12 protein-coding genes and 1 other annotated feature are annotated in these 14,083 nt (G+C 50.6%); of the genes, 5 read left to right on the top strand and 7 right to left on the bottom strand.

The window, feature by feature from the left end:
• Window positions 1-105: 105 nt before the first annotated feature.
• On the bottom strand, window positions 106-1,353 hold the full coding sequence (tyrS, locus tag KNP77_RS03110; RefSeq protein WP_070329484.1) for a tyrosine--tRNA ligase: 1,248 nt from the start codon (window positions 1,351-1,353) through the stop codon (window positions 106-108).
• A gap of 47 nt (window positions 1,354-1,400) precedes the next feature.
• Window positions 1,401-1,597 (bottom strand) — a binding site (T-box leader).
• Between the two features lie 167 nt (window positions 1,598-1,764).
• On the opposite strand from tyrS, the gene KNP77_RS03105 reads away from it, so the two are divergent.
• Window positions 1,765-4,251: a transglycosylase domain-containing protein gene (locus tag KNP77_RS03105; RefSeq protein ID WP_214888439.1), complete on the top strand. Its 2,487-nt coding sequence runs from the start codon at window positions 1,765-1,767 to the stop codon at window positions 4,249-4,251.
• Between the two features lie 49 nt (window positions 4,252-4,300).
• Here the strand turns inward: KNP77_RS03105 and acsA are convergent, their stop codons facing one another.
• Window positions 4,301-6,007, bottom strand: a complete 1,707-nt coding sequence (gene acsA, locus KNP77_RS03100) for an acetate--CoA ligase (protein WP_214888646.1) — start codon at window positions 6,005-6,007, stop codon at window positions 4,301-4,303.
• Between the two features lie 156 nt (window positions 6,008-6,163).
• On the opposite strand from acsA, the gene KNP77_RS03095 reads away from it, so the two are divergent.
• The 3 genes from KNP77_RS03095 to KNP77_RS03085 are packed head-to-tail and all read left to right on the top strand — an operon-like array spanning window position 6,164 to window position 8,603.
• Window positions 6,164-6,793: a GNAT family N-acetyltransferase gene (locus KNP77_RS03095; RefSeq protein WP_070329482.1), complete on the top strand. Its 630-nt coding sequence runs from the start codon at window positions 6,164-6,166 to the stop codon at window positions 6,791-6,793.
• 11 nt (window positions 6,794-6,804) lie between these two features.
• Window positions 6,805-7,437, top strand: coding sequence for an acetoin utilization AcuB family protein (locus KNP77_RS03090; protein WP_070329481.1), 633 nt, complete (start codon window positions 6,805-6,807; stop codon window positions 7,435-7,437).
• Window positions 7,434-8,603 carry an acetoin utilization protein AcuC gene (locus KNP77_RS03085; RefSeq protein ID WP_131463848.1) on the top strand — a complete coding sequence of 390 codons (1,170 nt, stop codon included), beginning with the start codon at window positions 7,434-7,436 and terminating at the stop codon, window positions 8,601-8,603. Before KNP77_RS03090 ends, KNP77_RS03085 begins: the two co-directional genes overlap by 4 nt.
• A gap of 49 nt (window positions 8,604-8,652) precedes the next feature.
• Here the strand turns inward: KNP77_RS03085 and ccpA are convergent, their stop codons facing one another.
• From ccpA to KNP77_RS03065, 4 genes are all read right to left on the bottom strand, one after another.
• Window positions 8,653-9,666 (bottom strand): catabolite control protein A, encoded by a 1,014-nt coding sequence (ccpA, locus tag KNP77_RS03080; RefSeq protein ID WP_070329438.1) that lies wholly within the window; start codon window positions 9,664-9,666, stop codon window positions 8,653-8,655.
• A 126-nt stretch (window positions 9,667-9,792) separates the two neighbouring features.
• On the bottom strand, window positions 9,793-10,884 hold the full coding sequence (locus KNP77_RS03075) for a bifunctional 3-deoxy-7-phosphoheptulonate synthase/chorismate mutase (protein ID WP_070329437.1): 1,092 nt from the start codon (window positions 10,882-10,884) through the stop codon (window positions 9,793-9,795).
• 135 nt (window positions 10,885-11,019) lie between these two features.
• Window positions 11,020-11,703 (bottom strand): YtxH domain-containing protein, encoded by a 684-nt coding sequence (locus KNP77_RS03070; RefSeq protein WP_214888436.1) that lies wholly within the window; start codon window positions 11,701-11,703, stop codon window positions 11,020-11,022.
• A 21-nt stretch (window positions 11,704-11,724) separates the two neighbouring features.
• A complete protein-coding gene (locus KNP77_RS03065) occupies window positions 11,725-12,243 on the bottom strand; it encodes a DUF948 domain-containing protein (RefSeq protein WP_070329435.1) in 519 nt (172 codons plus the stop codon).
• Window positions 12,244-12,415: 172 nt separating this feature from the next.
• On the opposite strand from KNP77_RS03065, the gene KNP77_RS03060 reads away from it, so the two are divergent.
• Window positions 12,416-13,528 carry an aminopeptidase gene (locus tag KNP77_RS03060; RefSeq protein ID WP_071397843.1) on the top strand — a complete coding sequence of 371 codons (1,113 nt, stop codon included), beginning with the start codon at window positions 12,416-12,418 and terminating at the stop codon, window positions 13,526-13,528.
• 38 nt (window positions 13,529-13,566) lie between these two features.
• On the opposite strand, the gene KNP77_RS03055 is transcribed toward KNP77_RS03060, so the two are convergent.
• Complete coding sequence (locus tag KNP77_RS03055) at window positions 13,567-14,019, bottom strand: Dps family protein (protein WP_016508447.1); 453 nt, start codon at window positions 14,017-14,019, stop codon at window positions 13,567-13,569.
• Window positions 14,020-14,083: the final 64 nt, after the last annotated feature.

Genomic DNA, 14,083 nt, shown 5'->3' with positions numbered 1-14,083 from the left:
GACGTCCTCCTCGTTCTCTATATTTGAAATGGTATCAGACCACACTTGATTTGACACAACAAAAAAAGTCCATGTCCGCAAACTTTGCGGACATGGACGGATTGGTTAGACGTGACGGATCACGAAATATTTCTTTTTGCCTCGGCGGATGATTGTGAAGTCCCCGAGCGTGTCTTCACGCGTGACGAGCTTGTCGAGCGCTTGCTCGCGTTCGCCGTTCAAGTAGATCGCCCCGTTTTGGACGTCTTCGCGCGCTTGTCGTTTCGATGGAGCGATTTTCGCCTCGACGAGAAGATCGACGAGATTGCGTTCGCCGTCGAGTTCGAACTGCGGCATCCCTTTGAACGCGGCATCCATATCCTCGGGCTTGAGTGTCTTCAAATCGCCGCTGAAGAACGCTGTCGTGATGCGTTCCGCTTGGTCAAGACCCGCCTCACCGTGGACGAGCTTCGTCATTTCCTCGGCAAGACGGCGCTGTGCTGCACGTTTTTCAGGTGCTGCCGTCATTTCCGCTTCGAGCGCGTCGATCTCTTCATGCGTCATGAACGTGAAGTACTTGATGAACTTGATGACGTCGGCATCGTCGACGTTGATCCAAAACTGGTAAAACTCGTACGGTGTCGTCTTGTCCGCGTCGAGCCATACCGCACCACCGGCCGTCTTCCCAAACTTCTGTCCGTCCGACTTCGTGACGAGCGGCACAGTCAGACCGAACGCCTTCTCCGAATGGCCGAAGCGACGGATCAATTCAAGCCCGGCCGTGATGTTGCCCCACTGATCGCTGCCGCCGACTTGGAGACGGCAATTCTCTGTCTCGTACAACTTCAAGAAATCAAACGATTGGAGCAACATGTATGAGAACTCCGTGTATGAAATCCCGTTTTCCATGCGCGAATCGACCGAGTCTTTCGCGAGCATGTAGCTGATCGGAAAATGCTTGCCGATGTCACGTAAGAAATCGATGATCGACAGCTCTTCTGTCCATTCATAGTTGTTGCGGATCGTGATCGGGTTCTCCCCTTCGAGCGGGAGGAAGCGGCTCAACTGATCTTTGATCCGGTCCGAAAACTCTTTGACCGTATCGAGCGTGTTGAGCGAGCGTTCGTCCGACCGTCCTGACGGGTCGCCAATCATCCCGGTCGCGCCACCGACGAGCGCGATGACGTGGTGTCCCGCCTCTTGGAAACGCTTCAACGTCAAGATCGGTAGCAAGTGTCCGATATGGAGCGAGTCCGCCGTCGGGTCGAACCCTGTGTATAGTGTCGTCGGTTTGCTCAGTTGCTCTTTCAATCCTGCCTCATCCGTCATTTGGTTGACGAGCCCTCGAAATTCTAAATCTTTTAATAGTTCCATGTTTTCCACTCCTTCAATTGACATAAAAAAACGCCCCTTCTCAAATGAGAAGGGACGGAGATTCCGCGGTACCACCCTAATTGCCACAGCCGTGGCCACTTAAAACGAGAGATAACGGTCCCAACCCGGCCGAATGGCACGCTCCAAAAGTGTAATTCATCGTTGACATTGGCTAGTTCACAGCACCCACTAGCTTTCTGGACAAGCGGTCAACCGACTACTTCGTTTTTTTCATCGCGTCTACTATTATTGACTATGCTATTCATTTTATAAGTTACGTTTCCTCGTTGTCAACTGCAAGATTGAAACTTGCATTAGTCTGCTCATTCACGATAAGGTGGGCAAGGACTTGTGCTATAATCGTATATAATACTGTCTAAAATAGTTTTACACCATATTAAGGAGGCTGTCATGCTGCAGAAGATTCGAGACATATGGAACACACCAAAGTCGTTGAAAGCCCGCCGTTATGCCAATGTATTTTATGATGTGTCGTGGAACGTTTTGCTCCTCACCATCATCTCTGTCGTCCTCATCGGTTTCTTAGGTGCCGGGATCGGGGCCGGATATTTCGCATCACTCGTTAAAGATATGCCGACTCCAGCCTATAAAACGATGACGTCACAAATCAATACGTACTCATCGACGTCCGAGATTTACTTCGGAAGCGGTGAACGGATTGGGAACTATACGACCGATGAAGTTCGGGTACCGATCACGGTCGATAAAGTTTCACCTTTCGTCGTCGATGCCTTACTCGCCACCGAAGACGTCGAGTTTTATGAACACGACGGCGTCGTCCCGAAAGCGACGCTTCGGGCCATCCTGCAAGAAGCGACCGGTTCGGAAGAGCGGACAGGTGGTTCAACACTAACCCAACAGCTCATTAAAAACCAAATGCTGACGAACGAGGTCTCATTCGAACGGAAAGCAAAAGAAATCCTGCTTGCCCTCCGTTTAGAGAAAGCGATGGACAAAGATGAGATTTTAAACGCCTACTTGAACGTCGTCTCGTTCGGCCGTAACTCGATGGGACGCAACATCTCAGGCATCGAGGCCGCCTCGCGCGGCGTCTTCAACACGTCGGCCGAGAAGCTGACGTTGCCGCAAGCCGCTTTCCTCGCCGGGATTCCGAAAAACCCGTTCCTTTACACGCCTTACTATCAAGGCGGTGTCATCAAAGAGGACGTGTCACCGGCCATCAATCGGATGAAGACGGTACTCAACCGGATGTACGTCGCCGGCAAAATCACAAAAGAAGACTATGACGCCGCGTACAACTACGACATCACGCAAGACTTCATGAAGACACAATCGAAGCCGCGCGATCGTTATCCGTATGTTGTGCAAGAAGCAGAGCTTCAAGCTAGACAGATCGTCACAAATTACTTGCTCGAACAAGACGGCATCGTCTTAGCAGATTTAAAAACGAAAGAACAAAATGAAATTAGAACGACTTACGCCAAACGAGCCCACAATATGTTGCGCCAGGGCGGATTCAAGATTCATATGACGCTTGATAAAGAAGTTCACGAGGCGATGCAACAACCGGCTAAAAATGCCAATAACTTTGATAAAAATCAATACATCAAAGAAGAAGACCGCACGTTACCTGAACAGACAGCGTCTATCATGATTGAAAATAAGACAGGACGCATCCTAGGTTTCGTCGGCGGCCGCTATATTAACGGAAAAACCGACGAAGTGAACCGAGCTATGCGCATGGAGCGACAAATCGGATCGACAGCAAAACCAATCTTGGTTTACGCGAATGCGATTGAAGCTGGGATGATCACACCTGAAACCGTCATTTTAGATGAAAAATATTTCTATAAATTCACCGGTCCAGGACAACCGAAAAAAGAAGTATTGAACGAGAGTAGAACACACAACGGTCCAGTCACTGCCCGTGAAGCGCTGAAACGTTCCCTCAACGTTCCGGCTGTTAAGATTTACGAAGAACGGAACCAAAAGACTGCCGATACGCAAAAACTCATCGATATGGGCATTGAAGTATCGGAAGCGAACCGAAACGCTTCATCGATGGCATTAGGTGTCGGAGAAGTCAGTCCGGTCAACCTAGCAGCGTCGTACGCGATGCTCGCGAACTATGGGGAACATGTCGAACCATACTTTATCGAGCGCATCGAGTATAACGGTGAAACCATTTTTGAGAAACAACCGAAAAAGACGCGCATCTATACCGATCGTACGTCTTACCTTGTCATCGACATGCTCCGTGATGTCTATACGTCAGGAACAGCGACGTACGCTCGATCACTCTTGAACGTCCCTGGCGATTGGATGGGTAAATCTGGTACGACGAACGATCGCCGCGACTCGTATTTGGTTGGCTCGAATCCGAACGTCACGCTCGCCGTGTGGTCTGGTTTTGACTCACAATTCGGTGAAATGCAAAACAGTTATGAAGTAGGTCAGTATTATCAACGGACGCAACGTATCTGGTCACAGACGGCCAACCGCGTGTACGCCGACAATCCTGAAATCTTCAACACTGGGGCACGCTTCTCTCAACCGTCTAGCGTAAAACCAGACGACTTCAAAGACTCTGGAACGTTCTCTGAGAAGAAGAAACTCGAAGAGAAGAAGAAAGAAGAGGAAGCGAAGAAGAAAGCTGAAGAAGCAAAACAAAAAGCCGAAGAAGCCAAAGAAGAAGCTGAACAGGCAGAACAAGATGCCGATGCAAAGCGTGATGCTGATGCAAAAGCAAACGCTGAAGCTGAAGCAAAACAAAAAGCTGAGGCCGCAAAGAAAGCCGAAGAAGAAGCAAAGAAAAAAGCTGATGCTGCTAAAAAAGCCGAAGAAGAAGCAAAGAAGAAAGCTGAAGATGAAGCGAAAGCAAAAGAAGAAGCCGAGAAAGAGGCGGATGCTTCATAACGCAAGCCAAACGAAAGGTCGACACATCGCGTGTCGACCTTTTTTATGCTCAATCTTCCATCGTCGATAAGTCTCCGGCCTCAAGGTTCAACTCCCACGCTTTGAGGACGCGACGCATAATTTTCCCGCTCCGCGTTTTCGGAAGCTTGTCTTTGAACTCGATTTCACGCGGTGCCGCATGGGCCGCCAAACCTTCTTTGACGAATTTTTGGATTTCGGCTTTCAATTCGTCCGATGGCTCATAGCCTTTGCGAAGCGCGATGAACGCTTTGATGATCTCACCGCGGATCGGATCCGGTTTCCCGATGACTCCGGCTTCGGCGACAGCCGGATGCTCGACGAGGCGGCTCTCGACTTCGAACGGTCCGACCCGCTCTCCTGCCGTCATGATGACGTCATCCACTCGGCCTTGGAACCAGAAATAACCGTCCTCGTCCATATAGGCCGAATCACCAGATACGTACCAGTCACCCCAGAAGTAGCTCTCGTACTTCGCATCATTTTTCCAAATTTTACGCATCATCGACGGCCAAGGCGTCTTCAATGCCAAGTTGCCCATCCGATGCGGTGGTAGCGGTTGGCCACGGTCGTCTAAGATCGCCGCCTCACAGCCAGGAATCGCTTTCCCCATCGACCCCGGTTTAATGTCCATCGTCGGATAGTTACAGATCATCATCGCTCCTGTCTCCGTCATCCACCACGTGTCATGAATGCGTAGCCCGAACGATTCGTTGCCCCAGCGAATGACTTCCGGGTTGAGCGGTTCGCCGACCGATAGAATGTGGCGCAGTGATGACAAGTCGTACTTCTCGAACGCTTCCTCCCCCGCGCCCATCAACATCCGGAACGCTGTCGGCGCGCTGTACCAGACGGTGACGCCGAACCGCTCGATGACCGAGTACCAAAACTCAGGGTTGAACCGTCCGCCGACGATCACGTTCGTCGCCCCGTTCAAGAACGGCGCAAAAATCCCGTAACTCGTACCCGTCACCCAGCCCGGGTCGGCGGTGCACCAGTAAATATCGTCCGGTTTCAAATCGAGCACCCATTTCCCGGTCATCAAGTGCTGGACCATGGCGTTATGGACGTGCAAGACGCCTTTCGGTTTCCCGGTCGAGCCCGACGTATAATGCAAGATCATGCCGTCTTCCCGGTCGACCCACGTAATATCAAGATCGGTCGATGCGTCATGCGCCAGTTTCCGGTAATCGATGATTTTCCCTGACTCGTCGACGTCGTCGCCAACAAGCAAAATCGTCTCAAGATGTGGCAATTGATCGACGGGTACACGCGGCAACAGCGCCTCTGTCGTCACGATGACTTTCGCTTCCGCGTCGAGCAACCGGTCGTGTACCGCCTGTTCCATGAACGCCTCAAATAGCGGTCCGACAATCGCACCGAGCTTTAACGCACCGAGTAAAATAAAATAAAGTTCTGGACTCCGCGGCATGAAGACAAAGACACGATCGCCTTTCTCCACCCCAACCGATTTCAGAACATTTCCAGCGCGATTGCTTTCCTGTTTCATCTGCGCGTAAGTATACCGCTCTTCCCGATCCCCATCGAAATAGAGCAGTGCCAGTTTGTCCGCCAGCTCCCCTTCAGCGTGACGATCAATCGCCTCGTACGCCATGTTGACATTTCCAGTCAAGTTCCAAGACAATAACGCTTCTGCTTGTGTCCACTCGAACGACTGACAAGCCTCTTCATACGACGCTAATTGATGTTCCCCTGATAACGCTTTCAATTTTTCCATCGTCAAAGATTCGCCTCCCCCTATAGTGAATGGTGTATCCACTTTCAGTATAGTGTTAATATTATGACAAATCAATGAATTTCCAAAAACTCCAAAACAGTGTGAACGTTGTGCAATGAAAGCGCTATAATAGAACGTGAAGAAGGTGGTGACTCCATGGAAAAACAATATCATTCAAAAGTGTGGGAAACCTCACTCGGAGCCGTAATCATCGATGGACCAATCGGGAGCGACGTGCTCGCAACGTATCGGCTTGATGAAGGCTTGACCGCGTTTCGAGAGCCAGAAGACCAACATAAGGCGCTCGTTGAAATTGCCGGATTGAAAGAAGGACGGATCATCGTCGCGCGCGTTGACGACCTCGTCATCGGTTACGTCACGTATTTATATCCGGACCCGTATGAACGTTGGAGCGAGGGCAATGATCCGTATATTCTCGAGCTCGGCGCCATCGAGGTGAGCCCGCGCTTCCGGGGACAACGGATCGGTAAACAGCTACTCGAAGTGTCGATGCTGGATCCACATATGGATGATTTTTTAATCTTGACGACGGAATACTATTGGCACTGGGATTTAAAAGGAAGCGGTCTGTCGATTTGGGACTACCGCAAAGTGATGGAGAAAATGATGAACCACGGCGGTCTTGTCTTCTATCCGACGGACGACCCGGAAATCGCGTCCCACCCGGCCAACTGTCTGATGGCCCGCATCGGAAAAAACGTGCGGCAAGAATCGATCGATCACTTCGATTCACTCCGGCTTCGCCGCCGGTTCATGTATGACTGAGGAGGGTTACGATGCTGATTGAGCAAATGATGAATCGCCACGTCGTGACGATTCAACCGACCAATACGATTGCGCACGCGGCAAAACTCATGCGCGACCATAAAGTACGCCACTTGATCGTCACCAATCCGGCCCGGCAAGTCGTCGGGATTGTCGGTCAGTTCGAGATGAGCGGCGCCACAAGTGTATTTCATCCAGAGAGTGAGCGTGCCGACTTCAAAAACCCGGTCTCGAGCATTATGCGTCAAGACGTGACGACAGCCCACCCGTACGATTTTTTTGAAGACGCGGCCGCCCTGTTCTATGAATATCGTTTAACGTGCCTGCCGATCGTCGAACAAGGAAAACTTGTCGGTGTGTTGACCGAAACCGATTTACTTCGTTATTTCGTCCAATTGACGGGCGCACTCGAACCGAGCTCGCAAATCGAGATCCTTGTCGAGAATACGACCGGGGCACTTGAAAAAGTGACGCGGCTCTTAGCAAAAACGAACGTGAATATTATCAACGTCTTCGTCCATCCGACACCCGATCCATATAAGCGAATCATCTCATTCCGTGTTCAAACGATGAACCCGTTGCGCATCATCGATCGATTAAAGCGAGAAGGTTTTGACGTACTGGGTCCGGAGATGTTCCAATGAGACCCGCCTACATATTCGGGGAGAATGAGAACTCGTACCGCTTCCACGCGGATCATCCGTTCAATCCGATCCGTTTGGAGCTGACGACATCTCTCCTGGTCGATTCCGGAAAACTGTCAGCCTCTGAGTGGATCGCCTCACCGATCGCTTCAGTCGAGTCGCTCGCGCTTGTCCATGACGTCGACTACATCGAGGCCGTCCAAGCAGCTGCCGCGGGTAAACTGTCAGGGCTGAAAGCAAATAAATTCGGACTCGGGACGGAAGATACGCCCATCTTCCCAGCTATTCACGAAGGAGCTGCCCGGCTCGTCGGCGGAACGATGCATGCGCTTGAACTCGTCGCGAGCGGTCAAGTCGAACGCGCTTTTCACGTCGGTGGCGGGCTCCATCACGGGATGAGACGAAAAGCGTCCGGCTTTTGCGTCTATAATGATGCCGCCGTCGCCATCGCTCACGTCCGCAAGCAATACGGGACGCGGGTCCTCTACGTCGATACAGACGCTCACCACGGAGACGGTGTCCAATGGCTGTTCTATGATGACGCTGATGTGATGACGCTATCGATTCACGAGACCGGCCGCTACCTCTTCCCAGGCACAGGCGCGGTCACAGAGCGCGGCAACGGAAACGGCTACGGCTATAGTTGGAACGTCCCGATTGATGCTTTCACCCAAGACGAATCGTTCCTGCGCTGTTACGAGACCGTGCTCCGGGAAGCGTGTGAGTGGTTCAAACCAGATATCATCTTGACGCAGAACGGGGCTGATGCGCACGCGTTCGACCCGTTGACGCATCTCGCCTCGACGATTCATACGTTCGAACAAATCCCTCAAATCGCCTCTCGCCTTGCCGACGAGTACACAGAAGGACGACTCGTCGCCCTAGGCGGCGGCGGGTACGACTGGTTCCGAGCTGTCCCGCGCGCCTGGTCGCAAGTGTGGGCCGGATTGACACGCGAAGCTCCGTACGCAGGCGACATCCCGTCCGCTTGGATTGAACGGTGGCAAAAAGAGTCAGACCAGCCGTTGCCGACGACATGGGATGACCATTCGTACACGTTCGACCATATTCCGCGACGGCAACAAATCGAAGAGAAGAACTGGGAAGTGACGAAACGCGCATTTTGGCCGTTCATCTCAAACGACCGCAAGTCACTTTACTTATGAAAAACCCGATGTAAGTTGGCAATTGCCAACTCACATCGGGTTTTTTGATTCAGTCTTTTCGTAACGAGTCACGACGCTCGATCCGGTGCGGCAAGACGACGTTCTTCTCTTCGATTTCTTCAGCATTCAAGATTTTCGTCAATAATCGCATAGCGACAGCTCCGATGTCATACATCGGTTGAACGACCGTCGTCAACTTCGGACGAATCATCGTGGCGAGACGTGTGTTATCGTGACCGACGACTTCAAAGTCGTTCGGCACAGAATACCCAGCGTCTTGGATCGCATGGATGACGCCGAGTGCCATCTCGTCCGTACCGGCGAAGATTGCTTTCGGGCAGTCATCGCGTCCGAGCATCTTTTGCATCGCTTCGAGGCCAGACGCATACGTATAGTTCCCAAGGATGACATCGTTCTCACGGAACGGAAGTCCCGCATCCTCAAGGGCACGGCGGTAGCCAGAGAACTTCTTCTCGCCATTGATTTGTTGCTCGAGCGGCCCCGTGATGAAGCCGACTTGTTTATGGCCGTGGCCGATCAACATTTTGGTTGCGTCATAAGCAGCCTGCTCATAGTCGATATTGACCGCTGGGAGGTCATACCCTTGGTTCAACGTCGCTGCAAGAACGATCGGGACCGGTGATTTTTTGAACTCATCAACGAGGTCTTCGTGAAGACGGCCGCCCATGAAGATGATCCCATCGACTTGTTTACCGAGTAACGTGTTCAACAAATGAATTTCCTTGTCGCGGTTCGAGTCCGAGTTGCCGAGGATGATGTTGTATTTATACATCGTCGCCACGTCCTCGATTCCGCGTGCTAAATCAGCAAAGAAGATGTTTGAGATGTCTGGCACGATGACGCCGACTGTTGTCGTCTTTTTACTCGCGAGACCACGTGCGACGGCGTTCGGACGATAGCCGAGTCGATCGATTGCTTCCTGTACTTTTTTACGGGTTGTCGGCTTCACGTTCGGGTTTCCATTGACGACACGTGAGACGGTCGCCATCGACACCCCTGCTTCGCGTGCGACGTCATAGATTGTGATATTGTTACTATTCATTAAAACTCCTCCTACAAGCAATGATTTTCAAACGATTTTCAAAAAACGTATCAAAAAAGGAAGACAGGTATCTGTCATCATTTTACCCTGTCTTCACGCTATATAAAACGTTTCCAATTGGAAAGCTTATTTTTTAACCAAATCAAGTTGAGGGAACTGAGCTGTGAGCCCATCGATGAACTGATCAAATTGATCGAAATCAAGCTGCTGCTGGGCATCAGACAAGGCGATTGCCGGATTCGGGTGCACTTCGACCATGACGCCGTCGGCCCCGACCGCGAGCGCCGCTTTCGCTGCAGGAAGCAACAAATCGCGTCGTCCCGTTGAGTGGGTGACATCGACCATGACCGGTAAATGTGTTTCTTGTTTTAAAATCGGCACGGCCGTGATGTCGAGCGTGTTACGTGTCGCCCGCTCATACGTCCGGATGCCGCGTTCGCACAAAATGACTTGGCTATTGCCGCTCGCCATGATGTATTCTGCCGCATAGATGAATTCTTCGATCGTCGCCGCAAGACCCCGCTTCAGTAGAACCGGTTTTGACGTCTTTCCGACTTCTTTCAACAAATCGAAGTTTTGCATGTTGCGCGCCCCGACTTGAATGATATCGACGTAAGGCAGCGCTGACTCGACCGCACCCGGTGTCATAATCTCTGAGATGACACGCAAGTCGTGGCGATCGGCCGCTTGTTTCAACAGTTTGAGCCCTTCAAATCCGAGACCTTGGAAGTCGTACGGTGAAGTCCGCGGCTTATAGGCGCCGCCGCGCATGATTTTCACGCCGGACAACGCTAACTTCTCAGCCACTGCATTCACTTGCTCGAACGATTCGACCGCACATGGACCGGCAATCAATTGCGGCCGACCGTTACCGATGACTACATCTTTCAATGTGACGATCGTATCTTCGGCTTGACGCTTGCGCGACACGAGCAACGTTTTATCTCGGTCTTCTCCTTGCAACTCGGCAGACGCTTTAAACATTTCTTTGAACAAATGCTGAAGGCGTGACGTCTCGAAAGGACCGGGATTCGAGGCGGCGATGAAATCTAACATTTCTCGTTCTCGAACCGGGTCATACCGCTCCACACCTTGAAGACGTTTCACTTTTCCAATTTCGACCGCGAGCGTTCCACGACGACTAATCAAGTCGAGCATCTCACGGTTCAACTCATCCATTTCACGACGTAATCGATTCAATTGATCTTGTGGACTCATAATTTCCCTCTCATTCCTAATCCGTTCTTTCCAGAATCTTAATTATAGCGAACTTTATTCGCTTTGTCATAGACAAATGGGCTGTGACACAAAATCCACAAAAAAAGTGTCCGGATTGTCCGGACACTTGACGCATTATTTATTGCCGTTCTTCAAGTCGTTCTTCAATTCTTTCAGCTCTTGTTTTGATTCATCGTCGAGCAAGTCTTTGACAGGTGCCTCGAAATCCGACTCATAGTTCGTCGACTCGTCGCGACTATTCTTCGGCTCTTGCTTGCTCGCATTCGACTTATTCGTGTTCGATTTGTTCGCTTTCGAGTTTGATTCGCCTTTTGATTGGGCCGATTCTGGCTTAGCGTCCGTGTCAGCTTGTTTTGTTGCTTCGCTTGACGTCTCTTCTGCTGCTTGATCGAGCTGTTCTTTCACTTCGGCTTCCGCTTCCGCGACGAGCTGATCCGCTTTTTCCATCGCTTCTTCGATTGAGAGTTCATCTTCGTCGACTTGCTGTTTCAGTTCAGCAGCCTCGCGTGCCTTATCTTTGACGAGATTGAGGACCGGAGCAGCCTTGTCGCTCGCTACTTTGATCCATTCCCCGACGACCGGCTCAGCTTTTTCACGTACTTCTTTTGATTTGACGGTCAAGCGTTCACGTGAAGTCGATGTTTTCTCATCGAGATAAGTACGTACTTCGCGTCCACTTTTTGGCGAGGTTAGCAAGGCAACGGCTGCACCGATGATACCGCCGAGGACGACGCCGGCTAGGAACCCGCCGCTTGATTGCTGATCTTGATTTGTTTGGTCTTTTTTAACGTATGTCATAATATATCCTCCTTGGGCTTGTTATGATTTGATTGTATCGTCTGTCGCGATTAATCCTGGTGAGACCGATGGCGTGTCTTGTTTACGCTCCCGGCGGCCACGACGGCGTGACGGGCGCTCTTCTGAAGAAGTTTCTGTTTTGTTTTTCTTAAATAATTCTACTGCGACCGAGCCCCAACGTACGGCTTGGGCAATTTGGTCTTTATTTTCGTCTGCTGCCACGTGAACAGATGAAGAAACTGTTCGTACCGACTCGGTCACTTCATTTAGCGATGTGCCGAGCTCATCCAGGGCATGTGCCACCGGTGCGAGCAACTCTGTCTTCTCTTCCACGTTATCTACGAGACGGTTCGTCTTATGTAAGAGCGCCGTCACTTCCATTGTAATGCCATCCAACTGACGTTCTAAATTTTCTGTCGTATTCGCGACGCTGCCGAGTGTGCGATTGACGTTCGACAAGACACGAGCCAAGAAAAATACGAGTACGACAAATGCAAGTGCTGCGATGAGCCCTGCAATGCCTCCTAAGGTGATTTCCATTCGTCCATTCCTCCTGTTCGATTATCTGGTGGTTTCATTATAGCACCATTATGACTGAAAAGATTTGTCACTACCGTTTTCGCCATCCGGTCTGATTATTCCTTTACCCGTTTTTATGTTTTCGATTACACTAAAATAGAAATAAATTAAAAAAAGTTTAAGGGGTGTTTGTATGAGAGATCCAAGAATCACACAATTGGCAGACGGATTGATCAATTATTCAACCGAATTAAAGCCAGGCGAACGCGTTCTCATCGAGAATTTCGGCGTCGAGGAGTCGCTCGTCGAGGCACTGGTCGAAAAAGCGTACGAAGCCGGGGGGCATCCGTTCGTCTTGTTGAAAGAAAGCCGTATCTTGCGGAAGTTATACACGCAAGCAAGCAAGGAACAACTCGAGTTGATGGCCGACATCGAACGCAAGCAAATGCAAGCAATGGACGCCTATATCGGTCTCCGTGCGGGTGATAACATTAACGAGCTGTCGGACGTTCCCGCCGAGCAACAAAAGCTTGTCGGCGCCACAATCGGTAAAATGCATACGGAAGATCGCGTCAAAGGGACGAAATGGGTCGTCTTACGTTATCCATCACCGTCGATGGCCCAACTCGCCGGAAAATCGACGGAGGCGTTCGAAGACTTCTATTTCAACGTCTGCACACTCGATTACGGCAAGATGGACCGGGCTATGGACGCACTCGTCACGCTCATGGACCAAACCGACCGTGTCACGATTAAAGGACCAGGCACGGAGCTCACGTTCTCAATCAAAGACATCCCAGCCATCAAGTGCTCAGGTCAAATGAACATCCCGGACGGAGAAGTGTTCACCGCACCGGTCAAAGATTCAATCAACGGCGTCATCACGTACAACACCCCATCGCCGTACCACGGTTTTACGTTCGAGAACGTGACGCTGACATTTAAAGACGGAAAAATCGTCGAAGCGACAGCGAACGATACCGAGCGCATCAATGAAGTGTTCGATACGGACGAAGGAGCTCGTTACGTCGGCGAATTTGCGATCGGCGTGAACCCTTACATCCAACACCCGATGAAAGATATTTTATTCGATGAGAAAATCGATGGCAGTTTCCATTTTACCCCGGGACAAGCGTATGACGATGCCTATAACGGCAACAACTCTTCCATCCATTGGGACCTCGTCAATATCCAACGTCCTGACTATGGCGGCGGTGAGATTTGGTTTGACGACGTCTTGATCCGGAAAGACGGCCGTTTCGTCGTCGACACGTTACAACCGTTGAATCCAGAAAACTTAAAATGAACGAAAAAAGGTGCGCCTACAATTGGCGCACCTTTTCATTATAGTTTCGTCTTTCTGCCGAGAGCAGCAGACATCATCCAAATTTCTTTTTCGAGACGCTCGATGTGGGAAACGAACGTATCTTCGATCGCTTCGTCCCCGTCTTCAAAGTTTTCCATCGCATCTTGCATCTCTTGACGGATTTGTTTGAAATCATTGATCACGTCTTTGATCATCTGTTCTGTATCGGCGTGACGATCACCTTCTTGTAGTGTCGAGTGCTCTAAGTACTCTTTCATCGTCGCATACGGTTCCCCGTCATTCATGAGTAAACGCTCGGCGACATCGTCATACAGCTCAGCGACCAAGTTGTAAAGCTCCTCTAATTTTTCATGGTATGTGAAGAAGTGAGGTCCGCTAATATACCAGTGGTAGTTATGAAGTTTGACGAATAATAGGCCGTAGTTGGCCACCTCTTTGTTCAACGTATTCAATGAGCCTTGGCTTGCCATCCTTAACATCTCCTTTTCTGTGTTCAGTCGATAATACTATTTCCTTCTTTAATCGAGTTTAAAC

The sequence above is a fragment of the Exiguobacterium sp. s142 genome (assembly GCF_018618455.1).
GTDB classification, from domain to species: domain Bacteria; phylum Bacillota; class Bacilli; order Exiguobacteriales; family Exiguobacteriaceae; genus Exiguobacterium; species Exiguobacterium aurantiacum_A.
Note: the sequence above shows the minus strand (reverse complement) of the source record. Positions and strands in the feature narration are given on the sequence as shown.